We start from the raw sequence: 25,130 nt of genomic DNA on the forward strand, positions 1-25,130 counted from the left end.
TTCCGCTACACGATCTTCAGAACTTGACGTGGAACCTTGAAATAAGGACCCCCCAGAATACTTTACTGATTATAAAACCTGTATTTATTTAAAAGCACAAAAATTTAGTCATCGCCTAAGTTGATGTAAGCTTGTGCCTGAGTGCCGCATTCGAGACAGACGCCATCATTATGACGACATATGCACGCATTGGCGTTCATTTACTGCTGCAGCATCAATTTTCACCATTGATATTTCATCATAGACCCCCCTAATTATATATCAATCCAATAAGGCTAGAGTGGATAAGGGATTATTGCATGATGCAAAATGACATCGCGGAACAAATTGCAACGGTTAAATTTTCCTTGAAGATCCTGGAATAACACGCCGAGTTTGGAATTATCGACGACTTCATAGGAGCCGGTCCAATGGTCCAATGGACTATGAATAAAAGAGAAACAGTCCAAGCGGCGCACCTGAGGACGGACGCAGGGTGGACTTTGGAATAGCGATAGGAAAATACGTGACGGCTAAGCTCGTCGCCCTTCTTGATTCGGAGGAAGAAATCGCTAAGCAGTTCCTGCAGGGCACCTCGATTTTTGCGCTTTCCGGCCTCGAATAACAGGTTGGGCGGCTTGAGGCAGGGATGATGTCACCCGTCGGCGTCCTTGCGTGCTGTGTGGTCTTCGGTGCTGCGCCTGCCACGCGCGGCGTTTCCTGCCTCTTGGCCTGATTGCCGTGCCCCGGGGTCAGGCCGGGCACGGGTTCAGGCGGCGCAGCTGACCAAGGCGCCGCATGTTGTAAGCCAGGTTCTTCATCCCGATTTTGGCCTTCGCCCGAACCATGCCGATCGTGCGCACCAGCGTGCCGCCCATGTCGTTGGCTTGCGCGCCAAAGATATGCTCGACCCGCGCACGCACCGAGGATTTGGTCCGATTGCTCCCCTTAGCCTGTTCGGTCAACGGCTTGCCGCGCATGCCCTTGCGGTGGATGTGGCTCTTCAGCTTCAAGGCGCGCAGCCTGGCCTCCATCTCCTCGGACCGATAGGCGGGATCAGCCCAGACCCCCGCGCCGGTATTGCCCCGCATCAGCAGGTGGTCCACCGCCTGGCTATCGTGCAGGGCCGCATCGCTGACATGGTAACGCCGCACCAGCTTGTGCTTGCTGTCCATGTTCACATGGTTCTTGTAGCCGTAATGGGATTTCCCGTGCTTCTTGGTCCAACGCGCATCAACGTCCTTCTGTGACCGCTTGGCGGGCTTGTCGGCCCAGTCTTCGGGCACCTCACCGTTCTTGATCGCCTTGTTTTCATCACGCGCATTATGGTTGCGCGGCACCGGGACAATAGAGGCATCGAGGATCTGCCCGCCCCGCGCGATGTAACCCTGTCGCGCCAGATAGCTGTCGAACTGCTTGAACAGCGTCTCCACCAGGCCTGCCTGCGCCAACGCCTCGCGATAGAGCCAGACCGTCTTGGCATCGGGCACCCGGTCCTCGAGCTCCAGGCCCAGAAACCGTCCTGGCCGACAGACGGTCGCGCACCTGATACTCGATCTGGTCGTCGGACAGGTTGTAAAGCGCGCCCAGCACCAGTGTCTTGAACATCAGCACGGCATCCATGGGTTTGCGCCCGGCACGTGACTTGCGCTCTGCATCCGGCTTGCGCCAGACACGCTCCAGCGTCGGGCGGAACTCATCCCACGGCACGACAACGTCGATCTCGACCAGTGGGTCCCTCTTGGCGTCCAGGCTCGCGTAGCGGTCCGAAAGATCAAAGAAACCCAACTGCGCCATCGTCAAAATCCAAGCCGCCGATCACCCTCACTCATACCGCAGCAAGACGGGTCAGGCAATTCTTCGAGGTGCCCGTAAGCCCGTTTGCGACATCATTCGTGTCGAGCAATGGGCACGACGTCCAGATATGTCCGGCTATGCCCTGAAGGTGACTTTCGCGGCACGCGACGGGGGTATCAAGACCCTGATTCTGGAAGAATTCGATCTAAGCAGTCGCAACGGAATCTCAAGGCTTGTGGATCATGGTTTTTGCCTCCTTGGTTCAAAGACCAATCTAATTAGATTGTTGCGGAGCTGGGAAAATGTGCCGGTTGCATGGCGGGTTGATAAAACCGGTTGGATGGAAACTCCGTGCGGTAGAATATTCATTAGGGCTGATGGACAAACCATTTTGCGACAAACTCATTCCGTCGAACCTGTAATCATGTTCAACCCTGAGCGGGTGGACATGATATCGGGCGGCACGTTCGCGGGATGGAAAGAGCAGGTGGCCCGTCTCGCCTTAGGCAATGATCTCCTTATTTTTGCGATTTGCGCTGCAATTATGCCCGCGCTTTTAAAATCCGCCGCCATCGAGACTGCGGTATTCAACCTTTTCGCGAACGGACCGGTCGGCAAGTCCTTGATCCTCGCGGTCGCCACCAGCGCCGACCGCTCTCCAGAGACGGGTGCTCGCTGGTCGGACGCATCTCAGTCCTTGCAGTGATTGAACGCGCTGACGCGTGGTGGAATGCTGGCCCTCGACGCCTTGCCAGAAAACCCGCCAGGGAAACTCCTCGCCCATCTGACCAGCTTGGGCGATGACGGGATTTACACCCAAAACGAAAACGACTGGCGCGGCGTAACAATGTCGACTAGCGAAAGGCCCCTGACGGGACTTCTCCACCGCTTTCGCAGGACGGTCCCCGCGGCGATGATTGCCAGGAACATCGACATAAGAGCCGATATCGGGCGCTACGGATGCCTAAATGACCTCCACGGACATCCCGACTACCAAGGATTTGCGGCCGCAATGCACGTTGGATTTAGGACCCATTATGGTCATCTGGCGCCTGCATTCACTCAGATTATCGTTAACAGGCGGGAGGACATTGAGGCGGCGCTTCCCGCGTGGATCCGGGACGCCATTGCAGAAATCAAGCGTCGGGCCGGGATCTCCGAACCAGTGACGGATGTTGCACGGAAGGAGGCCCTTCGCCGGCTTGCCTTGGCGGCGGTCGCGGGTGAGAAGGCCACTGGGTTCGGACTGCTTCCCTGGCCTGAGGGCACGGAGATGAGTGCGATCTGCACAGTCGCAAGCCTCTGGAATGTCACGGATGCCCAAGGCGGCGGACCCGCAAATGTTGTTTGTCAGTTGAGGGCGTTCCTGAATGACAACGGCACTGGTTTTGTCTGGACGAACACCGTCCATCCGTCTGCAAATTACGATTTGGCCTCAGGCTGGCAAGATGACGATCATTACTATCTTACGGCCGGGCATGTCGATGCAATGCCAGGCTTGAGAGAGGCCATGATCGAGTTAGCGGCAAGGAATATTCTGGCCCCCGGCGGCCAGACCAATTCCTGGCAATACAAGATGGGGCGGAACATCCCGGGTCGTCCCAACGTATATCGCATTCGAAAAAATTGGTTGCGTGCCGAGTTTGAAGCATAAGCGCCATTTATGCACACCTTGGCCATTGTCACGGGGTAGATGCCGATTTCCAGTAGTGCACGATCCATGCGGGTGTGTGCAGTGACAGCCGACCCTGCAATCTAAAGCGTTTCTGCAAAACCCGGAATCAGGGGATTTCCAAAGGGGCCTGCTTGTGATTCATCCTTTCTGGGAGGATGGATCATGTCAGCACCGTTGCCGAATGCGCTGCGCGCGCGGTTCAAGGCTTGTCTCGAAGAGGGTTTGAGCGGACGAGCTGCGGCGGCGCGATTGATGCTCTCGCCTGCGACGGGGTCTCGTTGGGCCCGGGCGATCCGGTAGCACGGGGAGGCAGCGCCCGCGCCGCAGGGGTGGCCACGCGGGCGCGGAAAGCTTTCGCCGCATCAGGCCTTTCTCGAGGAGCTGGTCGCCCAAGGACCCGGACATCACGCTCTCTGAACTGCGCGATGCGCTGGCCATGGCCGAGGGCGTGAAGGTGCATCACTCCTCGCTTGCGGCGCTGCTCAAGCGGCTCGGTTTCAGTTGTAAAAAAAATCGTTGGTGGCCTCCGAACAGCACCGCGCTTGTGTAAAGCAGGCCCGGCGCGCGTGGCAGGAGCCGCGCATTCCCTTCCTGCGTCGCCAGCCCGAACGGCTGGTGTTCATCGACGAAACTTCCGTGAAGACGAACCTGACCCGACTGCGGGGGCGCGCCCGCCGCGGCCAGCGGCTGCGGATGGACGCGCCTTTCGGAGGCTGGGGGACGCAGACATTCCTTGCGGGCCTCACGTCGGAGGGGCTCATTGCGCCTTGGGTGATAAAGGGGGCGATGGATGGCTCCGCCTTCGCGACCTATGTCCGCGATGTCCTGGCCCCGGAACTGACGCCCGGCACGGTCGTCATCCTCGACAACCTCGCCACTCATCGCAACATCGAGGCCACTCACGCCATCCGTGACGCCAAATGTTGGTTTCTGTATCTGCCGCTCTATTCACCCGACCTGACCCCCATCGAGCAGGCATTCTCGAAGCTGAAGGCGCATCTCCGTGCGCTGCTCCCCAACCTTGGACCGCCGGATGCTGGAGTTTTCCGGCTCGGTCATGGCGACGGGCTGGCTGCGCCGCCGGGATAATGCAGGGCGATCGGGACGTTATATCCGATCGCACTATGAGGTCGGTCCTCGTTGTAGTGCCTACGCCAAGTCTCCAGTTTTTCCTGCGCGTCCACAAAGCTCATGAAGTTGCCATTGTCGCGCCATTGGTCCGAGCGGCAATGGCGACGCGCGTTCAGGCATTCGGACCGAAGCTTGCTGTTGAACGCCTCGATGAAGCCATTGTCAGTAGGCTTTCCAGGGCGTGAGAAGTCCAAGGTAACGTCGTTGGCATAAGCCCACAGGTCGAGATCGCGAGAGATAAATTCGGCTCGCCATCGTCGACCCGGATCGTCCTGGGATAGCCGACCTCGGCACAGACCCGTTCCAGTGTCCGGACCACATCCTCACCGCGGTAAGCGAAGCGCGGGTCGACTGCTGGACAAAAACGGGAATGCGTATCCACGATCGTCAGAATCCGCAGCTTGTTGCCGAGGGCGAGTTGGTCATGAACAAAATCCATGGCCCAGACATCGTTCGGTCCGACTGCCTCCTGGCGATCATCGCGCAGCTTCGCCTTCACCCGACGTCTTGGATTCTTGTTCCTCAGCTGCAGACCCAACTCATTGTAGATCCTGCGCGTCTTCTTGATGTTCACCTGCCAGCCCTCCCGTCGCAGCAAGACATGGACACGCCGATATCCGTAGCGCACCCGTGTTTCGCAAATCTCCCGGATCCTCAGTTCCAATGCGGCCTGCCCGGTTCGGCGGGACTTGTAGTGGTAGCTCGACGGGTCAAAGCGCAGGGCCTCACATGCCCGGCGGATCGATATGCCCCAGCCCACCAACATCCCGTCAACCAGTTCCCGTGTCCGGGCAGGGTGAGCCAGCAGGCGCCACCGGTTCAAGCCGGCTGGCGAACGAGCTTTCGGCGGATGACGTGCCTCGCAACATCTCCCGGTCGAGGGTCAGGTCGGCCACAATCTTCTTCAACCGGCTGTTCTCGTCTTCCAGTGCCTTCAGCCGGCGCATCTCGTCTGTCAACGGCGGCGTAAAAACCGGCCACGCGGCGGCGCAAAACCAGGCCAGTGGCGAGGCGCCAAGCGCCATGGCGCGCGCGCTCCCCAAATAGCTGGCGCGTGCCATGGCGCTTTGGCCCGCAGGGCCAATCTCGCAAGGTGCGATTATGTGGTTGCTTCGGCCTTTCGGGCGCGGCTTTGTCCGAGCCGATAACTGTCGCCGTTCATCTCGAGGATATTGACGTGGTGGGTCAGTCGATCGAGCAATGCGCCGGTCAGGCGTTCGGTGCCGAAGGTTTCAGTCCATTCGTCGAATGGCAGGTTGCTGGTGATCATCTTGGAACCGCGCTCATAGCGCTGAGAGATGAGCTCGAACAAGAGCTCGGCACCGGTCTTGGACAGCGGCACAAAGCCTGGTTCATCGATGATGAGCAACTTGACGCCATCCAGCTGCTTTTGCAGGCGGAGCAGGCGGCGTTCGTCGCGGGCCTCCATCAGCTCGTTGACCAACGTCGCGGCGGTGGTGAAGCTGACCGCCATGCCCTTCTGACAGGCGGCCAGCCCCAGTCCGAGGGCAACATGGGTCTTGCCCGTGCCGCTCGGCCCGAGGACGATGACGTTCTCGCGCCGTAGGATCCATTCACAGCGGGCCAATTCCAGCACCTGCATCTTGTTGAGCTTGGGGATCGCCTTGAAGTCGAAGCTGTCGAGGCTCTTGGTTGTCGGGAACTTCGCGACCTTAATGCGTCGCTCGACCATCCGCCGCTCGCGGTCGATCAGTTCCAGTTCGACCAGGCGCGACAGGAACTGGACATGGTCCAGCCCTTCGGCGGCGCATTGGCGCGCAACCTTCTCATACTCCCGCAGGAACGTCGGCAGCTTCAGCGTTTTCAGATGGTGGGTGAGCAGGATCCTCGGGGCTTCAGTCATGCTACATCTCCCGACAGCAGGGACATGTAGCTCGCCACGGATGTGGTCGCGACGTTGGCGCGCGGCAGGTAGGGGTAGACATCAAGGTCCAGCTTCGGCGGACGCCTTTCGACCTGACAGAGCACAAGGTGCTTAACGGCATCGAAGCTGACGGCACCCAGTTGCAGCGCCTTCTTCACAGCGGCGTGCAGGTCGTCGAGGCAGAAGGTCTCGAGCAGGCGTAAAACCTGAACATACTCGCGGCGTCCGACTTTGTTCATCCGCGCCTCCATCAGTCGGCGTAGGGTCGCGAACTCTGGTGGTAGATCCCACTCGGCCAGGGGCGCCGCCTGGTCCAGGGCGTTGATCTTGCGCTCGATGAGCGGAAGATAGTGCACCGGATCGAAGACCATGTCCTCGCGGTCATAGCAGCGGAGATGACGTGCGATGACCTCGCCACCGCAGCCGATCACGACCTCGGCGACATAGCCCCTGATCCAGACATCGCGGTGTCCGTAAGCGACCGGCACCGAATAGTCGTTGGTCCTGTAACGCACCAGCGCCTGCGAGCTGACCCGGCCAGTGGCCTGATCGCAGGCTTCGAACGGTGCGGCCGGCTGGTCGGACATCGCAGCCAGATCCCGCCCAAGGCGCTGGCCGATCGTCTCGGACTGGCCGCGCAGGACATCCCCCTGACGCCTGCGGCATTGCGCCTCCAGATGGGCGTTGAACGCGTCCCAAGTCGCAAACTGCGGGATCGGCACCATGAAGTTGCGGCGAGAGTAGCCAACCAAGCCCTCAGCGTTACCTTTGTCATTCCCCTTGCCCGGGCGGCCGTAGCGGTCGCGGAACAGGTAATGCGACAGGAACCCGTTGAAGAGCGTGGCTCGCTGGCGCGCCCCGTCCGGCAGGATCTTCGCAACCAGGCAGCGGTCGTTGTCGTAGAGGACCGATGCGGGCACCTTGCCGAAGAATGCGAAGGCCTGGACGTGACCGTCAACCCAGGCTTCCGCGGTCGCCGCTGGATAGGCCCTGACATAACAGGCATCGCCGTGCGGAAGGTCCATGACGAAGAAATGCGCCTTCTGCTCGACACTGTCGATGATGGCCACCGCCTCGCCGAAGTCGGCCTGGGCATGTCCGGGCGGGTGTGCCAGCGGCACGAACATCTCGCGGCCGCGCCGTTCGCGCTCCCGCATGTAGTCCTTCACGATCGTGTAGCCGCCGGCGAACCCGTGCTCATCGCGAAGCCGCTCGAACACCCGCTTCGCCGTATGCCTCTGCTTGCGATGGACCTCCCGATCGCCCTCCAGCCAGCCGTCGATGATCCCGGTGTAGGCATCCAGCTTCGGCCGCTTCACAGGGGCCGTCCGCCGATATCCGGGCGGAACCGAGAACGTCATCATCTTGGCTACGCTGTCGCGCGCGATGTTGAAATGACGCGCTGCCTCGCGCTGGCTCATCCCCTCGGCACAGGCCAATCGCACTCTACGATACAAGTCCACGGTGAAAATCCTCCCGCCCTCCCTGTCGCCAGAAAGGGTAAAGGTGGACGACTTTTACGCCGCCCGCAGCAGGGTCATCCCGCCGCTACCGTGGCCGATCTTTGCACCGCCGTTCTCACTGGAACTACTTCAACGCGGCAGGGTATGTATTAGGTTAAGACCGAAATGCTCTAGATACACAAAGTTCATGACACTCCCCATTCGTCGGCAAAACATTCCACCGGACTGTTCTCTTGTCCTCCTCATTGCCTGACTCAATGAACCAGATCCCGGCCGACGAACAGATCGGCACCGCGACTGGCGACGGCGCCTTCGGCACCCGGGGCTGCCCACACCGCAATCGTGATCGCGACGGCACGGCCGTCATACCCTTCCGCAGGAACGGACGCCTCTGGAAAGAGGAGTGGCCCTGCCGCCCGTCACCGCAATGACATCCTGCCGGCGAGCAAGCGCAATTGGCGGGCCAACTGGAAGCACTGGTCCGGCTATCACGCCCGAAATCGGATCCAAGCGAAGATGCGCTGCCTAAAGGCCTTCGGCGAACGGATCGCCTCGCGAGACCCGGACAGACAGACGGCCGAAGTCCACATCCGCATCGCGCTCATGAACCGCTTCAACCCGCTCGGCACTGCCGAGATCAAGCGCGTGGCCTACCGTTAGCGGGGCAAGGGGAAAACACGCCTTAACGCCGAGCTTTGCAGCAATGCCCGAGGCGGGCGCTCTGCAGATACCGCTCAAACCAGCAGGCTTCCTCATCGGCAAGGGGCCTGGAGGGGTGGGTCGCCGGTATAAGCCATTTAGGGCGTTTTTGGTCATGCCTCGAAATCGGGTCAACCGTAACAAGCCGAGTTGAGGTTCGGCCTGACCGCAGCAGCAATCACTCCGCCATGCGCGTGGTGTTCACCACCAAGGTGATGATCGCCCCGCTTTCGGACCAGTCGTAGCGGACCGAGCCACCCAGCTGCCCCTCGATCGTCTGCCGGACCAGGCTGCTGCCATAGCCGCCCATCTGCGGCGGGGCGGCCACCGCGGGGCCGCCCTGCTCGGTCCAGGTGATCTGCACGTCCTCCCCGGCCGTCGTGCCCGAGATGTCCAGCGTTCCGTCATCGACCGACAGGGCGCCGTACTTGACCGAGTTCGTCGCCAGCTCGTGCACCGCCAGGGCCAGCGCCGTCGCCGTGTCCTGCCCGACCCCCATCCGCGGCACCGCGACGCGGATGCGTCCCGAGAACGCGCCGTCATCGTCGTAGGGCGTCAGCAGCACCGTGAAGATGTCGCCCAGAAGCGCCGTGCGCCCCTGCCCGCCCGGCAGCGGCCGGACCAGATCATGCGCCCGGTCCAGCGCCGTCAGCCGGGTCATCAGCTGCGTGGTCATGTCCTCGATCGAGCTGGACGAGCGCGAGGTGATCCGAGTCAGCCCCGTCGCGATGGCCAGCAGGTTCTTGACGCGGTGGCTCATCTCGCCGGCCAGCAGCTCGTGGCCCTCTTCGGCCTGCTTGCGGTCGGTGATGTCGAGAAACACGCCCGAGACCTTGCGCTTCTCGATTCCGGCATCGTCGCCCTTGCCCCGGGCCGAGATCCAGCGGACCTCGGAGCCGTGGACGGTGCGGAAATCGATCTCGTAGGACCCGACCAGCGCCCGCGTCGCCGCAAAGGCCGCCCGGACCCGGTTGCGGTCGGCCGGGTGGATCTTGCCGGACAGGGATTCGAAGGTCAGCGCGGCGTGGTCCTCGATCCCCCACAGGTCATGGCCCCGGTCGTCCATCGCGAACTCGTCGGTGTCGACATTCCACGTCCACAGGCTGATGCCCGCAGCATCGATCGCCCGCCGCAGGACGTCATATCCCCATTCGGGGTCGATCGGGGCAAGCTCTGTCAAAATCGGGCGCTTTTCCAAGGACGGACGGGCGGGTTCGCCTGTTCATGCGGTGGCGCTGCCCCCGTGTCAACCGTTCCGGCGGGGAAGACGCGGCCCCTGTCGGCCACGGCACCGGCCCCTGCGGGTTTCGGCGGCGGTCGGGTGTCCGAAAGCCCCGCATGCCCTGATGCGGGCGGATGTCGCGAACGCCTGCGCTGTTTTCCGTCTCGGACGGATGGAAGGATGGCACCCCGACGGCCCGGAAAAAACAATCTGCACCCGCCCTGTAACACCGCCCGCATCCTTGGCGATCTGCCCTTCAGGAAGGTGCCTGACGCCCTTCCGTGATAGGGAGAACCGACATGACCGCAACGACCTCGCGCCTCGCCTTGGGCGCCACGCTGGCCTGTGCCATCGGCGCCATGGCCACGACCCCCGTGCAGGCCCAGGAGATGGAGAAATGCTTCGGCGTCTCGCCCGCCGGGCAGAACGACTGCGCGGCGGGACCGGGAACGACCTGCGCCGGAACCTCGACCGTCGACTATCAGGGCAACGCCTGGACCCTGGTCCCGGCGGGCACCTGCCTGTCGATGGAGCTGCCCGCTGCCGAGGATGGCAGCGCCCGCGCGGCCTCGCTGGAGCCGCTGTCCCGCGACATCCCCGCCTGACCCCCGCCCAAGACCGGCCGGGCGCGACGCCGCGCGCGCCCGCCTTCCCCCCGAGGTCCCAAGGAGGATCGTCATGACCCACCTGCCCCCGCGCGCCGGCGTCGGATTCAAGCCCGAGCATTTCGCGGCCATCCGCAGCGCCCCGCACCCGGTCTCGTTCTTCGAGATCCATGCCGAGAACTACATGGGCGCGGGCGGGCTGCCCCATGCGCAGCTGACGGCGCTGCGGGCCGACCACGCGATCTCGGTCCATGGGGTGGGGCTGTCGATCGGCGGGGCGGACCGGCCCGACGCCGCGCATCTGATGCGGCTGCGGCGGCTCTGCACCCGCTACGAGCCCGAGAGCTTCTCCGAACATCTGGCCTGGTCCAGCCACGGGACGGAATACCTCAACGACCTGCTGCCCCTGCCCTACACGCAGGAGACGGTGGACCGGGTCTGCGCGCATGTGGACGAGGTGCAGGACCGGCTCGGCCGCCGCATGCTGCTGGAAAATCCCGCGACCTACGTCCTGTTCGCGCAATCTGACATCCCCGAGACGCAGTTCCTGGCCGAGATCGCCTTCCGCACCGGCTGCGGGCTGCTGCTGGACGTCAACAACGTCTTCGTGTCCTGCACCAACCATCGCACCGATCCGCGTGCCTATCTGGACCGCTTCGCCATGGCCGCCGTGGGCGAGATCCATCTGGGCGGGCACGATTCCGAGGACCTGCCCTCGGGCCCGCTGCTGATCGACAGCCACGGGGCGGCGGTGGCCGATCCGGTCTGGACGCTCTATGCCGAGGTGATCGCCCGCATCGGCCCCCGCCCGACGCTGGTCGAATGGGACAGCGACCTGCCCGCTTGGCCGGTCCTGGCCGCCGAGGCCGCCCGCGCCGACCGGATCCTGACCCGGGTGCTTGCCCATGCCGGCTGAGGTCATGGCCCGCTTTCGGGCCGCCCTGCGCGGCGGCGCCCTGCCGCCCGGCGTGACCGCGACCGACCCGACTGACGCCGCGCGCCGCTTCGACGTCTATCGCAACAACGTGGCCGTCAGCCTGTCGCAGGCCCTGGCCCGGCGCTTTCCGGTGATCCTGCGGCTGGTGGGCGAGGATTTCTTTCGCGCGCTGGCCCGGGAATACCTGGTGGCCGATCCGCCCCGGACGCCGGTGCTGGCGGAATGGGGCACGGGCTTCGCAGGCTTCCTGGCAGGCTTTCCGCCGCTGGCGCCGTGGCCGTGGATGGCCGATGTCGCGCGGATCGAGGTCGCGCGGGGCCGGGCCTTCCACGCCGCCGATGCGCGGTCCCTGGACCCGGCGGCGCTGGCGGGAACCGATCCCGCGCGCCTGTGCCTGCATCTGCATCCGTCGCTGGCGGTGCTGCGGCTGGATCACCCCGCCGTGTCGATCTGGCGCCGCCATCAGCCGGGCGCCCCGGACCACCCCCTGCCCGCACTGCCCGAGATCGCGCTGATCCTGCGCGACCCCGGCTTCGACGTGCCGGTCGAGGCGATCCCCCCCGCCGATGCCGTCCTGATCGAGGCGCTGGCCGGCGGCGCCCCGCTGGCCGAGGCGGCCCTTGCGGCGCAGCAGGTCCAGCCCGGCCACGATCCCGGCCCGCGCCTGGTCCGGCTGATGCGCGCGGGCACGATCGTCGAGGGGGTGAGCCCGTGCTGAGCCGCTTCAACGCCCTGCCCGCCCGCATCCCCGCCGACCTGGTGGCGCTGATGCTGCGGGTCTTTCCGGCGCTGGTCTTCTGGCAATCGGGGCGCACCAAGGTCGACGGGCTGAGCATCCGGGAGGCGACATGGTTTCTCTTCGAACACGAATACGCCCTGCCGCTGATCCCGCCCAACGTGGCGGCAGTGCTGGCCACGCTGGCCGAGCACGCGCTGCCGGCACTGATGATCCTGGGCCTGCTGACGCGGATCTCGGCCTTGGGGATGCTGGCGATGACGGCGGTGATCCAGATCTTCGTCTATCCCGGCGCATGGATCACGCATGGGCTGTGGGCGGCGGCGGCGCTGGCGGTCGCGGCGGGGGGCCGGGGCGGATCTCGCTGGATCACCTGCTGCGGCTGGACCGCGCACGGGGGGCGGGCTGAGATGGACCTGATCCTCGCCTATCTGGCCGGGCTTCTGACGCTGATCAATCCCTGCGTCCTGCCGGTGCTGCCCATCGTGCTGACCGCCAGCCTGGGCGCCGACCCGCGCGGGCCACTGGCGCTGGCGGCGGGCCTGTCGGCGTCCTTCGTGACCCTGGGCCTGGGCATCGCCGCGCTCGGCCCGGCCATCGGGCTGTATCCCGAGGATGTGGCGCGGGTCGCGGCGCTGGTGATGATCGGCTTCGGCCTGGTGATGCTGACCCCAGCCCTGGGGCGCGGCTTTGCCACCGCCACGGTGGGGCTGGCGGTCGCCGCCAATGCGCAGATGCCGCAGGGCCGGGGCCGGGGCCGGGGCCAAGGCCGGGGGCTGCGGCAGGAATTCGCGGGCGGCGCGCTTCTGGGCGCGGTCTGGAGCCCCTGCATCGGCCCCACCCTGGGCGCCGCCATCGCGCTGGCCAGCGCGGGCCGGGACCTGCTGCGCGCGGGCGCGATCATGGCGGCCTTCGCGCTCGGCGTCTCGACCCTGATCCTGGCGGGGGCCTATGGCCTGCGCGGCCGGCTGCGCCGCCATGCGGGCCGGATGGCCCGCCTGTCCGCCCGCGCCCGCCCCGCCCTGGGCCTGGCCTTCGTCGCCGTGGGCGCGGCGCTGGCCACCGGCCTTCACCACCGGGCCGAGGCCCTGCTGATCGACCGCCTGCCCGCCTGGCTGATCGACCTTTCCGTCACCTTCTGACCCTCACGAGGACATCATGAACCGTCGCACCCTTCTGATCTCTGCCGCCGCCCTGACCCTGGCCCCCGCGGCCCGGGCCTCGGATCGGGTCTTCTACACGCCGGGCTTGGCCGAGGCCGCCCTGGAGGCGGGCGAGACCGTCGTGCTGGATTTCTGGACCGACTGGTGCAGCACCTGCGCCGCCCAGCAGCGCGTCCTGGCCGCGCTGAAGGCCGGGAACCCGGATTACGAGGCGCATCTGCGCTTCATCACCGTCGATTGGGACCAGCACGGGCGCGGTCCGCTGTCGCGCGCGCTGGCCATTCCCCGCCGCTCGACCCTGGTGGCGCTGAAGGGCCGGCAGGAGCTGGGCCGCATCGTCGCCGGCACGGCCCCGGACGACATCGCCGCGCTTCTGGACCGCGCGCTGCACGCCGCGCGGGCATGACCCAAAGCCCGGATCTGGCGCAGCGCTGGCATTGCCCGGCTGCGGCAGGCCGGGTTACACTGCACGGGCGCGCGCATCCGCCAGAGGAGGCAGCCCTGGACGGCCAGACTGACTGGGACCTGCTGCTGGCACGGGCCAATTCCGGCGACGCGGCCGCCTTCCTGCGGCTTCTCACCAAGGTGACACCGCCCCTGCGCTGCCTGATCCGCGCCCGCGGGCGGGGCCTGCCGCCCGACCTGCACGAGGACATCCTGCAGGAGGTGCTGCTGGCCATCCATCTCAAGCGGCAAAGCTGGGCGCCGGGCAGCCCCGTCCGCCCATGGCTTTACGCGGTGGCGCGCCACAAGGTCGTCGATGCCTTCCGGCGGCGCGGTCGCCGGGTGCATCTGCCGATCGAGGACGTGGCCGAGATCCTGGCCTCGGAGGCCGATCCCGCACCCCTGGCCGCGCATGATGCCGACCGGATGCTGGGGATGATCGACGCCCGCTCGGCCGCCTTGGTACGCGCGGTCCGGCTGGAGGGGCACAGCACCGAGGAGGCCGCGCAGGGGATGGGCCTGACGGCGGGCGCGGCCCGCGTCGCCCTGCACCGGGCCATGAAACGTCTGTCCGAGCTGGCAGAGAGGATGAAATGACGAACCGACCCACGACCGAGGATCTGATCCACCGCCTGGCCACCGCCCCGCCCCCGGCGCGGCTGTCCGCGCGCGGGGCCACGGGCACGCTGCTGGGCGCGGCCGCCGCCACCGTGGGCCTGTTCCTGCTGCTGGTCGGTCCCCGCGCCGACCTTCTGCCCGCCCTGGCCGACCCCCAGGTCCTGGCGAAACTGGTCCTGCCCGTCGCGCTGTCGGTGCCTGCGCTGTGGCTGGCGCTGCGATCGGCCCGGCCGGGCGCGCGCCTGCCGCTCTGGGTGCTGGCGCTTCCGGCGCTGGTGGCCGCGGGCCTGTTCCTCGCCCGCCTCGTCCAGACCCCCCCGGGGCTGATCGCCCCCGGCATCCTGGGGCACAGCGCCGCCGCCTGCCTGCTGTCGATCACCGCCCTGTCCAGCCCGGCCATCGCCTTGGGCCTGACCCTATTCCGCCGCGGCGCCGCCCTGCGCCCGGCCCTGACCGGAGGACTGATCGGGCTTGCCGCCTCGGCCGGGGTGACGGCGGGCTACGCCCTGCATTGCAACGAGGATTCGCCGCTGTTCTTCACCACTTGGTACGGGCTGGCGATCCTGATCTGCACGACGGCAGGCGCTTTGGCCGGACGGCGGCTGCTGCGCTGGTAGACGGGCCGGCGGGGTGCTGTTCCCCGTGGCGACAGCCGGACACTCCTTCCACAGGTAAAACATCTCGATCCCCCCGCGCTGGCAGGTCGGAAAGCGGGCGCCCTTAGTGGCCGGGACGATCATGACGGGCGCGACCGCGACACCTGACTTGTCTGATCCGATCCGGCCCGGCAGATGATCCTGCCCCCGCGCACGGTCGATCCCGACCCCGTCGCGGGTATCGCGCCACGCCCCCCCCTGCGAACCGACCGCTCAGGCCCCGGCCAGCGTCCGGCGGAAGAACGCCGCCGTCAGCGCGATGTCGGTCGCGGCGCGGTCGCTGGTCTCGCCGCCGCCATGGCCGCCAGTCTCGCTGGTGCGCAGCATCACGTCCTGCCCCGCCTCCTGCAGCTTGAGCGCGAAGCGGCGGGCATGGGCGGGATCGACCCGGTCGTCATGTGCGGGGGCGTCGATCAGGATCGGCGGATAGGCGACCTCGGCTCGGGGCCGGACCTGATGCAGGGGCGAATAGGCGCGAAGGTAGGCGGCATCCTCGGGAATGTCCGGATCGCCGTATTCCTCGATCCAGGCCGCCCCGGCGGGATAGAGGTGAAAGCGCAGCATGTCGGTGACCGGCACATCGGCCTTGATCGCCCCCCAGTCCGCCGGGTTGCGCGTTGCCATCACCGCCGCCAGCAGCCCGCCGTTCGATCCGCCGACGAAGCCCACCCCGCCCGGCGGCGCGATGCCCCGCGCCACCAGATCCCGGGCCACGGCCACGCAATCGTCGAAGGAGGTCGGGCGCTTCGGCCCCATGGCCTGCCGGTGCCACGAGGGCCCGAACTCTCCGCCCCCGCGCAGATGGGCGACCGCCACGCCGATGCCCCGGTCCAGCAGCGCCGGGCCGTCGAACTTCAGATAGGGGGCGGGCATAGGCATGCCGTAGCCGCCATAGGCCTGCACCACGACCGGGACGGCCCCCTGCGCCACAGCTTTCGGCAGGGCCAGATGATAGGGCACCTGCGTGCCGTCCCCGGATCGTGCCTGCAGCAGATGCGCCTGCATGCCCGAGGCGTCGAAGGACGGCTTGGAGGATGCGACCAGATGGGGCTGCGGCGCCTTGGCCAGGGTGTCCAGGTCGATCCGGTACAGGCTTGGCGGCAGCAGCTGCCCCTCGGCCCAGATGTTCAGGCGCATGTCGCGCGCGCCCTCGGCATCCGGCTCGATTGCGTGCCAGAGGATCCAGACGGTCGACGCCTCGGCCGGCAGCGGCAGGTCGCGCAGCGGGCCTTCGGGCTGGCGCAGATCCAGGACCCGCAGCCAGGGCCGCAGGTCGTCATGCCCGGTCATCACCAGCCAGTCGCGCGTCATCAGCAGCTGGTTCGTCCCGCTGCGCGGACCCGGCACGAAGATCACCCGCTCCAGCGGCGGGCCGTCGAAACGGCGCAGGACGGTGGCGCCGGCGGGGTGGTCGCCATCCTCCTGCGGCTCCCACACGACGAAGCGGTCGTTGGCGAACTTAGGGGCCAGACGCGGCAGGTCCAGGACGACCCGCCGGCCGTTCTTCTCGACGGCCAGGGTGCTAGAATGGATCGTGTGATGGGTCGACAGCAGCAGCGTGCCGTCACCCTCGCCCTCGCCCGGAAGATGGGAGGCCATGGCCTGGACATCGTCCGGCCCCGCCTCGAAGATCACCGGCGCATCGTCCAGCGCGGTGCCGCGCGTCCAGGCGCGCACGGTGCGCGGCCACCCCGACCGGGTCGCGTGCCGGGGATGGGTGGCGGCGAAGACCAGCAGCCGGTCGGGACCCTGCCAGGCGACCCACTGCCGGGCCAGCGGCGTCTCGAACCCGCCCGGGACGAAATCCCGCGCGGTAAGGTCGAATTCGCGCCCGACCAGCATGTCGGACCCGTCCAGCGACAGCATCATCATCGCCCGGCCCCGGTCCGGGCGGCCGACCGGGCCGCGCCAGGCCCATTCTTGCCCCGTCTCGCGGCAATAGGCATCGAGGTCGAAGACCGTCTGCCAAGGCGCATCGGGCGCCGGCGTCAGATCGTCGGGAATGCGCCGCCACAGGCCGCGCGGATGCTCTGCGTTCTGGTGGAAGTCGTACAGATGGCCGCCGCCCTTGCCGCAGAGGAACAGCTTGTCATCCTCCTCGAGGATGGCGCGCAGGCGCTGCCGGTCGGCCTCGAAGACCTCGTCATGCAGGCGCCGGGCGACCTCGGCATTGCCCTGCGCGACCAGCGCCGTCGAGCGGGGGGCCTCGGGATCGTCCAGGTCCAGATCGTCGGGCATGACGGGCCTCCTTGGCTGGCGGATGAAGGGAAGGATGGCGCGCGGGGGAGGAATTTCCTAGCCGGAATTTTCGGCCCGGTCCGGCCAGAAAGCCGACCCAACCCGCCCTGCCCCGGAAACGGCACCTGTCAGCCGACCGGATACGCGGACAAGCCCGGCGCGCGGCGCAGTCTGACACATCAGGCCCGCCTGCCGAACAGGCCTCGGCGCGGCTTATGGTCACAGCGGCGCGGACATCATAGTCTTATGGATACATAGCCTTGCGGGATATTTTGACATATTGCCTGAACGTACAAGTTTACCGATGACGTGGGATCTGGCCTTGAACGACACGCTTCTGCTCTATGCGCCCGTCCCGCTGCATCAGGACGCTCAGGGTGGGTTCTTCGTCGAATCCCAGGCCCTGAACGGTCTGCAGCTGTGGACGCGCAACTTTGCCCGCGTCATCGTCATGATGCCGCTGGATCCGGGCCCGCCCCCGCCGGGATGGGTGCCGGTCCTGCCGGACGATCCCCGGCTGGACAGGGTCGTCTTCGAGGCCCTGCCGATGGCCTTCCGGCCCGACCAGTTCCTGCGCCACCTGCCCGCCACGCAGCGCCGCATCCGGGCCCTGATCGCCGAGGCGCAATGGCTGAGCTTCGCGATCGGCGGGCTGTTCGGGGACTGGGGCGCGGTGGCCTGCCTGACCGCGCACCGGATGGGCCGCCCCTTCGCCGCCTGGACCGACCGCGTCGAATCGCAGGTCGTGCGGCAGGAGATCGGGACCGGGCACTGGCGGGCCAACCTGCGCGCGCGCCTGACCCACCGGCCCATGGCGATGCTGGAACGCGCCATCGTGCGCCGCGCCGCACTTGGCCTCTTTCACGGGCGCGAGACGTTCGAGGCCTATGCCCCCTATGCGCGCGGCCCGGCCGAGATCGTCCACGACGTCCATATCTCGGCCGAGGACCATATCGAAGCGGACCGCCTGGCGGCCAAGGCGGCCGAGGCGCTGACCGGTCCGCTGCAGCTGGTCTATGCGGGCCGGGCCGATCCGATGAAGGGCCCCTTCGACTGGATCGAGGTGCTGGAACGGCTGGCGCAGAAGGGCATCGATTTCCGCGCTCGCTGGCTGGGGGACGGCACCGACCGCCCCGCGATGCTGGCACGGCTGGAGGCCTCGGGGCTGGCGTCGCGGGTCGAGATGCCGGGCTTTCTGGTGGACCGGGCCGCCGTGCTGGAGGAGCTGCGCGACGCGCATCTGTTCCTCTTCTGCCACCTGACGCCCGAATCGCCGCGCTGCCTGATCGAGGCGCTGGCCTCGGGCTGTCCGCTGGCGGGCTATGCCAGCGCCTATTCGACCGACCTGATCGCCGGGCATGGCGGCGGCGCGCTGGTCCCGCGCGGCGACACGGCGGCGCTGGCGGACCAGATCGCCCAACTGGACGCGAACCGCACGCAGCTGGCGCAGCTGATCCTGAGCGCGGCAGCGGATGGCGCCCCCTTCACCGACACGGCTGTCTTCCAGCAGCGCAGCCAGGTCATCCGCGACCATCTGGGCGCCCGCTGACCCCATCGCGCCGACCGCTGGTGTGCGGCTGAAAACCGCAGGCCCGGTGATGTAATCCTTTTCATGCCCGATGAAACCCATTACATTCCCTCTCAGGCCCCCGGTGGAGCGGGGCGCTGACCGAGGAGGATCTTTCCATGACTTTCGCAACCCCCGCCGTTCTGGGCGGTCTGGTGGCCGTGACGATGACGGCCTCGGGCGCCTTCGCCCAGGATGCCCGCACCGCCGCCGACCTGCCCATCGCCGTGCAGATGTACACCTTGCGCGACCACGGCACGCTGGACGAGCAGTTCGCCGCCGTGCAGGCCGCGGGCGTCACCGCCGTCGAGACGGTCGGCATGCAGGACAGCACCGCCGAGGATCTGTCCGCGCTGATGGCCGAATACGGCGTCGAGGCGATCTCGACCCATGCCCAGCTGGACGATCTGCGCGCCGATGCGCAGGCGGTCATCGACTTCAACAAGGCAATCGGCAACGATGTGATCACCGTCCCCTATCTGGCCGAGGAGGCGCGTCCGACCGATGCCGCAGGCTGGACCGCGCTTGGCGAGGAGCTGGCGGGCTTCAGCGCGACCCTGCAGGCCGAGGACATGACCCTGGCCTATCACAACCACGATTTCGAGATGGTCGAGTTCGACGGCCGCACCGCGCTGGAGATCATGATGGAGGCCGGCGGCGAGGACGTGATGGCCGAGCTGGATCTGGCCTGGGTCGCGCGCGGCGGGCTGGACCCGGTCGAGTATCTCGGCCGCTTCGACGGTCGCGTCTTTGCGATCCATGCCAAGGACAACGCCCCCGAGGGAGAGGCCCCCGACGAGCGCGGCTTCAAGGCGCTTGGCGAGGGCACGCTGGATTGGGACGCGATCCTGCCCGCCGCCGAAGAGGCCGGGGCGCAGTGGTACATCATCGAGCATGACCAGCCCATCGACGCGGCCGAGGTCGTGATGACCGGCGCCACTTTCCTCACCGAAAACCTGCCGGACAGCGCAACGCGCTGATTCTCCTCCCTGCCGGACAGGTGACTGGGGCCGCGACGATTGTCGCGGCCCTTTTTTCATGCGCGGGTGACGGGCCGAGCCTTACATCGGGCGGACCCAGATGTTGCGGAAGCTGACATCGGCATCGTGATCCTGCAGCCGGATGGGCGCGCAGTCATGCGCCTCGTAGCTGGGATAGCCGATCCATTCCGTCGCGCCCTGCAGCTGCGCATGGTTCTGCACCACGACGCCATTGTGCAGGACCGTCAGATGCGCGGGGCGGCGCAGCGCGCCATCCTCGGCAAAGATCGGCGCTTGGAAGATGATGTCATAGCTCTGCCATTCGCCCGGCGCGCGCGAGGCGTTCACCAGCGGCAGGTGCTGCTTGTAGATCGAGCCCGCCTGCCCGTTCGCGTAGGTCGGGTTCTCATGGCTGTCCAGGACCTGAACTTCGTAGCGTTCCTGCAGGAAGACGCCGCTGTTGCCGCGATCCTGGCTGTCATGGCCCTCGTCATTGGGGGGCGAGCGCCATTCGACATGCAGCTGCACGTCGCAGAAGCTCTCGGTCGTGCGGATGTCGCCGCTGCCGCGCCCGACATGCAGGGCGCCGTCCTCGATGGTCCACGCCGCCGCGCCGCCATCGACGGATTCCCAGCCCTCCAGACTGCTGCCATCGAAGAGGACGGTCGCGTCCGAGGGGGGCTGGCCCTCGGGGGTCTGGACCAGGCGCGGCTCGGGGCCTTGGACCTCGGTCACGCGGGACTGGGCCTGGCGTTCCTCCTGCGTGGGCTCGGGGGCGGCGTCCTGCGCGAAGGCGGGGGCGGCCAGCACCAAGCCGGCGGCCAGCAGGGGGGTCAGTCTTTTGGAAGTCAGGGTCATGACGGATCAGCCTTGTGCAAAATATGAGAAGGCCCCCGGCCCGGTCTGGACCGGGGGCCGGGGGCCGGGGGATCTCAGGTGGCCCAGGCCGGGCCGCCGTCATAGTCCAGATCGCCGTTGTATTCGCCCGGCACCGGCTCGTAGCGCAGCACCTGCGTGGCGCCGACCTCGGAGGTGAAGAAGCCGAACAGCACCAGCTGCTGGATCGGCGTGAACCAGTGCAGCTGCGGGGCGTCGGGATCGGCGGGCAGCTCGTCCGCGGCCGTGTCGGCCGAGGGCTGCACGTCCAGCGACTGTTCGCGCCGCTCTTCATGTTCCGCCACGAGGCCCGCCTGCGCGGCGGCGGCCTCATGCGCGGCCTGCAGCATCTGCTGGCGTTCATCCCCGGTCAGGTCGGCGAAGGGCTTGCCGAAGCGATCCCGCGCATCGGCCTGCAGCGCCTCCATCCCCTCGCGGAAGACGGCCTGCTCCTCGGCGTCGAAGCAGTCGCTGACATATTGCGTCATGAAGGCACCGACGCCCGCCTCCTTGGCGCCGGGCGTGTCGGTGGCGGGGATCAGGGTCTCGGCCACCTCGTCCAGGAAGGCGGCATCCTCGGGGGTGAAGATGTTCGTCCCCGTCTCGGTCGGCAGATAGGCCATGGCGCGATGCCCGCCCATCATGGCCGTGCCGGTGACGGCGGCGATCATCGTCAGAAGCTGGCGGCGGTTCATCACAGGTCTCCGTTCTTGAGGGCGGCGACGGCATGTTCCGCCGCCCGCGCGGTCAGCGCCATGTAGGTCAGCGAGGGGTTCACGCAGGCCCCCGAGGTCATGCAGGCCCCGTCCGTCACATAGACGTTGGGCGCGTCCCAGACCTGGTTGTTGCCGTTCAGGACCGAGGTCGCGGGGTCGCGGCCCATCCGCGCCGTGCCCATCTCGTGGATGCCCATGCCGGGGGCATAGTCGCTTTCGGTGGCTTTCACATCGACGACGCCCGCGGCCTCGAAGATGTCGACTGCGTCCTGCTTCATGTCCTCGCGCATGCGCATCTCGTTCTCGCGCAGGTCCACGCTAATCGACAGGACCGGCAGGCCCCATTTGTCGGTCGTGCCACGGTCCAGCGCGATGAAATTGTCATGATAGGGCAGCATCTCGCCAAAACCCGTCATGCCGATGGTCCATTCGCCGGGCTTGGACAAAGCCTCTTTCATGTCGCTGCCGATGTTCAATTCGGCGATGTCGCGGCGCCATCCCTGGCGGCTGGCCGATCCCTGATAGCCGAAGCCGCGCGTATAGGGCCGCTCCTCGCCCTCCGTGTTGCGGAAGCGCGGGATGTAGAAGCCCGCCGGGCGGCGCCCGAAATAGTACTTGTCGTCATAGCCCTCGACGCGGCCCTCGGCGCCGACGCGGAAATGGTGGTCCATGACGTTGTGACCCAGTTCGCCCGAAGACGAGCCCAGACCGCCTTCCCACACGTCGGTGGCCGAGTTCATCAGCACCCAGGTGGAATTGAAGCTCGACGCGTTCAGGAACACCACGTTGGCGGTGTATTCATAGGTCATGTTCGTCTCGGCATCGATGATCTCGACGCCGGTCGCGCGCTTGGTGTCCTTGTCGTACAGGACCTCCTTGACGATCGAGAAGGGGCGCAGCGTCAGGTTGCCGGTGGCGATGGCCGCGGGCAGGGTCGCCGACTGCGTGCTGAAATAGGCGCCATAGGGGCAGCCCAGCCAGCACTTGTTGCGGTACTGGCAGGCCACGCGGTTCTGTTCGGGCAGCGCCTCGGTGATGTTGGCGACGCGGCTGTTGATCAGATAGCGCTTGCCGCCGAAGGCGTTGCGCAGGCGCGCGGCCACGTCCTTTTCCACGATGTTCAGCGGAATGGGCGGCAGGAACTGCCCGTCGGGCAGGATGTCCAAGCCCTCGTTCGTGCCCGAGATGCCCGCGAAGCGTTCCACATGGTCGTACCACGGCGCGATGTCGGCATAGCGGATCGGCCAGTCTGTCGCGATCCCCTCGCGCTCGTTGGCGCCGAAGTCGGTGTCGGACAGGCGATAGGTCTGGCGTCCCCACATCAGGGACCGTCCGCCGACATGATAGCCCCGGAACCAGTCGAAGCGCTTGGCCTCGGTATAGGGGTTCTCCTGCTCGTTGGCCCACATGCCGAAGGTCTGTTCGTTCAGCGGATAGTCGCGCGACAGGACCGGATAGTTGTCCTTCATCTCGACGGTCGCGGTGCCGCGATGGGGATAGTTCCAGGCCTCGTTCTCGGCATGGACGTAGTCGGTCAGATGTTCGATGTTGCGGCCGCGTTCCAGCATCAGGACCTTCAGGCCCCGCTCGGTCAGCTCCTTGGCGGCCCAACCGCCGCTGATCCCGGATCCGACGACGATCGCGTCGTAATGCATGTTCTCTGCCATCTGGCGTTCCTTTTCTCAGGTGTCTTGCTGGGGGCGTGTTTCAGACGTCGCAGGTCAGGACCGCGTCGCGCAGCGATTGCGCGGCGGCGTCCGGGCTGGGATCGCGTGGCACGAATTCCTGCGCCAGCCAGCCCTGATGGCCGGTGTCGCGGATCGCACGGCAGATCGCCGGATAGTTCAGTTCCTGGCTGTCGTCCGGTTCGTTCCGGCCGGGATTCCCGGCGGTGTGGTAATGGCCGAACCATTGGTTGTGCTCGGTGATCGTGCGGATCACGTCGCCCTCCATGATCTGCATGTGATAGATGTCGTAGAGCAGCCGGAAGTTCGCGCTGTCCAGACGCTCGCACAGCGCCACCCCCCATGCGCTGCGGTCGCAAAGGTAATCGGGGTGATTCACGCGGCTGTTCAGCAGTTCCATCTGCAGGACCACGCCCGCCTCCGCCGCAAGGGGCAGGATCCGGGACAGGCCCTCGGCGCAGTTGGCCAGCCCCTCCTCGTCGGACATGCCGCGCCGGTTGCCGCTGAAGCAGATCAGGTTCGTGTAGCCCGCCTCGGCCACCAGCGCGATGTGGCGGGTATAGTTCTCGATCAGCGTCGCGTGGTTGGCGGGGTCCGCCCAGCCATCCTCCAGGCTGATCTCGGCCCCGTTGCACATCGAGCTGTCCATCCCGTGTTCGCGCAAGGTTGGCCAGTCGTCGGGACCGCAGAGGTCGATGGCCCGCAGCCCGACCGACCGGCCCAGCACGCAGAGATCGGCCAGATCCATGTCGCCGAAGGTCCAGCGCGCGACGGAATGGTTGATGTTGCCGCGCAGCCCGGTGGCGGCGGGGGCCTGCCCGTCCTGTGCCGCGTCCTGCGCCCCGTCCTGCGCCATGGCGGCGCCCGCCAGCCCGGTGCCGGCCACGGCCAGCCCACCCGCGCCATAGAACAGCGCACGGCGCGACAGGCCCGTGAAACGACGTTCCGACAAATCGGTCATGGTATCCTCCCTTGTCTCAAGATCCCGCGCGACAGGTGACATCGATTGCGGCGCGGGACGGGCCGACCCTCCTCCGGGCCGGGTGGTATCGCGCGCGGGGGGCGTCCTTCCCCGCGCCTCTTATCCCCTTAGTACGGGCTGTCTTCGAAGTAGAAGTTTTCGGCGTTATCGGGTGTGATGAGTTCGGATGCGATGATGAAGTCTCCGCTCATGGGGGCGCCTGCGGTGAGGCCGAGGACGGTCATCTCGATGGCGGTGGAGATCATCGAGGGGGGATAGGTGACGTTCACCGGCACGGTGGGATCGCTGTTTCGGATGCGGTCGACCATCTCCTTCATGCCGGCGCCGCCGACGACGAACATCTCGCCGGTGCGGCCGGCCTGGTCGATGGCGGCGAGCGCGCCCACGGCCATGTCGTCGTCGGCCGCCCAGACCGCGTCGATCTCGGGGAAGCGCGACAGCCAGTCCTGCATCAGGTTGAAGGCGGTGTCGCGGTTCCAGTTGCCGTGATCCATGGCGGCGACCTCGACGCCCGATCCCTCCAGCGCGGCCTCGAAGCCCGCCACGCGCTCGTTGTCGACGGTCGAGGCGATGCCGCGCATCACCACGACCTGCGCGCCCTCGTCCAGGGTCTGGGCGAAGTACTGGCCGGCGGTGCGCCCGAAGCTGTCGTTGTCGCCCGCGACATAGAGGTCCTCGATCCCCTCCTGCGCCAGGCCGCGATCGACGACCGTGACCCAGACCCCGCTGTCGGCGATGCGCGCGATCGGGCCGGTCAGCGGCTCGGATTCGAAGGGCAGCACGACCAGCGCGTCGATGCCGCGGGTGGCGACCATGTCCTCGAGGTCCGAGACCTGCTGGCCGGGATCCGAGGTGGTGGTCAGCACGAACTCCATGTCGGGGTTCGCCTCGGCCAGGCGGGCGACGGTGCGCTCGGCATGGAAGTTCAGCGCGCCGGCCCAGCCATGCGTGGCGGCGGGGATCGAGATGCCGACGGTCTGGGACAGCGCCGGGACGGCGGTCAGGCCCAGAAGGGCGGTGGTGGCGACCAGGGTGGCCTTTATTGGCAAAGTGGCTTTCATTGGTGGTTCTCCTCC

At 66.6% G+C, this 25,130-nt stretch carries 21 protein-coding genes and 3 pseudogenes; 13 read left to right on the plus strand and 11 right to left on the minus strand.

From position 1 onward, the window contains the following. Positions 1 to 731 precede the first annotated feature (731 nt). Positions 732 to 1,776: pseudogene (locus E4191_RS21850) on the minus strand (IS5 family transposase). Positions 1,777 to 1,870: 94 nt separating this feature from the next. Here E4191_RS21850 and E4191_RS21855 point away from each other — a divergent pair. The 3 genes from E4191_RS21855 (at position 1,871) to E4191_RS21870 (ending at position 4,540) form a co-directional block, all read left to right on the plus strand. Next, the gene (locus E4191_RS21855; RefSeq protein ID WP_228461915.1) at positions 1,871 to 2,482 is read left to right on the plus strand and encodes a DUF927 domain-containing protein; all 612 of its coding nucleotides are present in this window, start codon (positions 1,871 to 1,873) and stop codon (positions 2,480 to 2,482) included. Between the two features lie 24 nt (positions 2,483 to 2,506). Then, positions 2,507 to 3,430: a hypothetical protein gene (locus E4191_RS21860; RefSeq protein ID WP_139616430.1), complete on the plus strand. Its 924-nt coding sequence runs from the start codon at positions 2,507 to 2,509 to the stop codon at positions 3,428 to 3,430. A gap of 540 nt (positions 3,431 to 3,970) precedes the next feature. After that, entirely contained in the window at positions 3,971 to 4,540 is a 570-nt protein-coding gene (locus E4191_RS21870) for an IS630 family transposase (RefSeq protein WP_176562850.1), read from the plus strand. On the opposite strand, the pseudogene E4191_RS21875 reads toward E4191_RS21870, so the two are convergent. From E4191_RS21875 to istA, 3 genes and pseudogenes are all read right to left on the minus strand, one after another. Next, a pseudogene (locus E4191_RS21875) lies at positions 4,507 to 5,541 on the minus strand (IS3 family transposase); the annotation flags it as partial. The gene E4191_RS21870 and the pseudogene E4191_RS21875 overlap by 34 nt on opposite strands. Positions 5,542 to 5,681: 140 nt before the next feature. Then, entirely contained in the window at positions 5,682 to 6,446 is a 765-nt protein-coding gene (istB, locus tag E4191_RS21880) for an IS21-like element helper ATPase IstB (RefSeq protein ID WP_139616433.1), read from the minus strand. Continuing rightward, on the minus strand, positions 6,443 to 7,930 hold the full coding sequence (istA, locus tag E4191_RS21885) for an IS21 family transposase (protein WP_176562851.1): 1,488 nt from the start codon (positions 7,928 to 7,930) through the stop codon (positions 6,443 to 6,445). Before istA ends, istB begins: the two co-directional genes overlap by 4 nt. A gap of 236 nt (positions 7,931 to 8,166) precedes the next feature. Here istA and E4191_RS21890 point away from each other — a divergent pair. Next, positions 8,167 to 8,590 (plus strand): annotated as a pseudogene (locus E4191_RS21890) (transposase); the annotation flags it as partial. 217 nt (positions 8,591 to 8,807) lie between these two features. Here the strand turns inward: E4191_RS21890 and E4191_RS21895 are convergent. After that, positions 8,808 to 9,809, minus strand: coding sequence for a sensor histidine kinase (locus tag E4191_RS21895; protein ID WP_228461901.1), 1,002 nt, complete (start codon positions 9,807 to 9,809; stop codon positions 8,808 to 8,810). A 341-nt stretch (positions 9,810 to 10,150) separates the two neighbouring features. Between E4191_RS21895 and E4191_RS21900 the strand changes: the two genes are divergently transcribed. The 7 genes from E4191_RS21900 (at position 10,151) to E4191_RS21935 (ending at position 14,971) form a co-directional block, all read left to right on the plus strand. After that, positions 10,151 to 10,456 carry a BufA1 family periplasmic bufferin-type metallophore gene (locus E4191_RS21900; protein WP_135819150.1) on the plus strand — a complete coding sequence of 102 codons (306 nt, stop codon included), beginning with the start codon at positions 10,151 to 10,153 and terminating at the stop codon, positions 10,454 to 10,456. A 67-nt stretch (positions 10,457 to 10,523) separates the two neighbouring features. Next, on the plus strand, positions 10,524 to 11,372 hold the full coding sequence (gene bufB / locus E4191_RS21905; RefSeq protein WP_139616466.1) for an MNIO family bufferin maturase: 849 nt from the start codon (positions 10,524 to 10,526) through the stop codon (positions 11,370 to 11,372). A gap of 4 nt (positions 11,373 to 11,376) precedes the next feature. Further along, positions 11,377 to 12,111: an HvfC/BufC N-terminal domain-containing protein gene (locus E4191_RS21910; protein WP_176562852.1), complete on the plus strand. Its 735-nt coding sequence runs from the start codon at positions 11,377 to 11,379 to the stop codon at positions 12,109 to 12,111. Further along, positions 12,105 to 13,271 carry a DoxX family membrane protein gene (locus tag E4191_RS24410; RefSeq protein ID WP_228461902.1) on the plus strand — a complete coding sequence of 389 codons (1,167 nt, stop codon included), beginning with the start codon at positions 12,105 to 12,107 and terminating at the stop codon, positions 13,269 to 13,271. The genes E4191_RS21910 and E4191_RS24410 overlap by 7 nt, the downstream gene beginning before the upstream one ends. A 16-nt stretch (positions 13,272 to 13,287) precedes the next feature. Further along, entirely contained in the window at positions 13,288 to 13,698 is a 411-nt protein-coding gene (locus E4191_RS21925) for a thioredoxin family protein (RefSeq protein ID WP_139616437.1), read from the plus strand. Then, positions 13,695 to 14,333 (plus strand): sigma-70 family RNA polymerase sigma factor, encoded by a 639-nt coding sequence (locus E4191_RS21930; RefSeq protein ID WP_228461903.1) that lies wholly within the window; start codon positions 13,695 to 13,697, stop codon positions 14,331 to 14,333. The genes E4191_RS21925 and E4191_RS21930 overlap by 4 nt, the downstream gene beginning before the upstream one ends. After that, the gene (locus E4191_RS21935) at positions 14,330 to 14,971 is read left to right on the plus strand and encodes an NrsF family protein (protein ID WP_139616438.1); all 642 of its coding nucleotides are present in this window, start codon (positions 14,330 to 14,332) and stop codon (positions 14,969 to 14,971) included. The genes E4191_RS21930 and E4191_RS21935 overlap by 4 nt, the downstream gene beginning before the upstream one ends. A 252-nt stretch (positions 14,972 to 15,223) precedes the next feature. Here E4191_RS21935 and E4191_RS21940 read toward each other — a convergent pair whose 3' ends face one another. Beyond that, positions 15,224 to 17,248 (minus strand): prolyl oligopeptidase family serine peptidase, encoded by a 2,025-nt coding sequence (locus tag E4191_RS21940; RefSeq protein ID WP_139616439.1) that lies wholly within the window; start codon positions 17,246 to 17,248, stop codon positions 15,224 to 15,226. A 304-nt stretch (positions 17,249 to 17,552) separates the two neighbouring features. On the opposite strand from E4191_RS21940, the gene E4191_RS21945 reads away from it, so the two are divergent. Both E4191_RS21945 and E4191_RS21950 read left to right on the plus strand, forming a co-directional pair. After that, complete coding sequence (locus E4191_RS21945) at positions 17,553 to 18,797, plus strand: glycosyltransferase (protein WP_139616440.1); 1,245 nt, start codon at positions 17,553 to 17,555, stop codon at positions 18,795 to 18,797. A 137-nt stretch (positions 18,798 to 18,934) separates the two neighbouring features. Then, the gene (locus E4191_RS21950; RefSeq protein WP_139616441.1) at positions 18,935 to 19,795 is read left to right on the plus strand and encodes a sugar phosphate isomerase/epimerase family protein; all 861 of its coding nucleotides are present in this window, start codon (positions 18,935 to 18,937) and stop codon (positions 19,793 to 19,795) included. Positions 19,796 to 19,876: 81 nt separating this feature from the next. On the opposite strand, the gene E4191_RS21955 is transcribed toward E4191_RS21950, so the two are convergent. The 5 genes from E4191_RS21955 to E4191_RS21975 all read right to left on the minus strand — a co-directional run bounded on the left by E4191_RS21955 (position 19,877) and on the right by E4191_RS21975 (position 25,115). Next, positions 19,877 to 20,653: a 3-keto-disaccharide hydrolase gene (locus tag E4191_RS21955; RefSeq protein WP_139616442.1), complete on the minus strand. Its 777-nt coding sequence runs from the start codon at positions 20,651 to 20,653 to the stop codon at positions 19,877 to 19,879. Positions 20,654 to 20,727: 74 nt separating this feature from the next. Beyond that, entirely contained in the window at positions 20,728 to 21,366 is a 639-nt protein-coding gene (locus E4191_RS21960) for a gluconate 2-dehydrogenase subunit 3 family protein (protein ID WP_139616443.1), read from the minus strand. Further along, positions 21,366 to 23,054: a GMC oxidoreductase gene (locus E4191_RS21965; RefSeq protein WP_139616444.1), complete on the minus strand. Its 1,689-nt coding sequence runs from the start codon at positions 23,052 to 23,054 to the stop codon at positions 21,366 to 21,368. The genes E4191_RS21960 and E4191_RS21965 overlap by 1 nt, the downstream gene beginning before the upstream one ends. A 40-nt stretch (positions 23,055 to 23,094) precedes the next feature. Next, on the minus strand, positions 23,095 to 24,033 hold the full coding sequence (locus tag E4191_RS21970; protein WP_139616445.1) for a hydroxypyruvate isomerase family protein: 939 nt from the start codon (positions 24,031 to 24,033) through the stop codon (positions 23,095 to 23,097). A 128-nt stretch (positions 24,034 to 24,161) separates the two neighbouring features. After that, the gene (locus E4191_RS21975; RefSeq protein WP_407947100.1) at positions 24,162 to 25,115 is read right to left on the minus strand and encodes an ABC transporter substrate-binding protein; all 954 of its coding nucleotides are present in this window, start codon (positions 25,113 to 25,115) and stop codon (positions 24,162 to 24,164) included. Positions 25,116 to 25,130: the final 15 nt, after the last annotated feature.

The organism is Paracoccus liaowanqingii (assembly GCF_004683865.2).
GTDB lineage: Bacteria > Pseudomonadota > Alphaproteobacteria > Rhodobacterales > Rhodobacteraceae > Paracoccus > Paracoccus liaowanqingii.

Bases quoted from the DNA above. Each gene is read 5' to 3' on its own strand.
- E4191_RS21910 (WP_176562852.1), top strand. From the start codon at position 11,377: ATGGCCCGCTTTCGGGCCGCCCTGCGCGGCGGCGCCCTGCCGCCCGGC.
- E4191_RS21925 (WP_139616437.1), top strand. From the start codon at position 13,288: ATGAACCGTCGCACCCTTCTGATCTCTGCCGCCGCCCTGACCCTGGCC.
- E4191_RS21940 (WP_139616439.1), bottom strand. From the start codon at position 17,248: ATGCCCGACGATCTGGACCTGGACGATCCCGAGGCCCCCCGCTCGACG.
- E4191_RS21960 (WP_139616443.1), bottom strand. From the start codon at position 21,366: ATGAACCGCCGCCAGCTTCTGACGATGATCGCCGCCGTCACCGGCACG.
- E4191_RS21860 (WP_139616430.1), top strand. From the start codon at position 2,507: ATGCTGGCCCTCGACGCCTTGCCAGAAAACCCGCCAGGGAAACTCCTC.
- E4191_RS21935 (WP_139616438.1), top strand. From the start codon at position 14,330: ATGACGAACCGACCCACGACCGAGGATCTGATCCACCGCCTGGCCACC.
- istB (WP_139616433.1), bottom strand. From the start codon at position 6,446: ATGACTGAAGCCCCGAGGATCCTGCTCACCCACCATCTGAAAACGCTG.
- E4191_RS21970 (WP_139616445.1), bottom strand. From the start codon at position 24,033: ATGACCGATTTGTCGGAACGTCGTTTCACGGGCCTGTCGCGCCGTGCG.
- E4191_RS21930 (WP_228461903.1), top strand. From the start codon at position 13,695: ATGACCCAAAGCCCGGATCTGGCGCAGCGCTGGCATTGCCCGGCTGCG.
- E4191_RS21965 (WP_139616444.1), bottom strand. From the start codon at position 23,054: ATGGCAGAGAACATGCATTACGACGCGATCGTCGTCGGATCCGGGATC.
- E4191_RS21900 (WP_135819150.1), top strand. From the start codon at position 10,151: ATGACCGCAACGACCTCGCGCCTCGCCTTGGGCGCCACGCTGGCCTGT.
- E4191_RS21945 (WP_139616440.1), top strand. From the start codon at position 17,553: ATGACGTGGGATCTGGCCTTGAACGACACGCTTCTGCTCTATGCGCCC.
- E4191_RS21975 (WP_407947100.1), bottom strand. From the start codon at position 25,115: ATGAAAGCCACTTTGCCAATAAAGGCCACCCTGGTCGCCACCACCGCC.
- E4191_RS21955 (WP_139616442.1), bottom strand. From the start codon at position 20,653: ATGACCCTGACTTCCAAAAGACTGACCCCCCTGCTGGCCGCCGGCTTG.
- E4191_RS21950 (WP_139616441.1), top strand. From the start codon at position 18,935: ATGACTTTCGCAACCCCCGCCGTTCTGGGCGGTCTGGTGGCCGTGACG.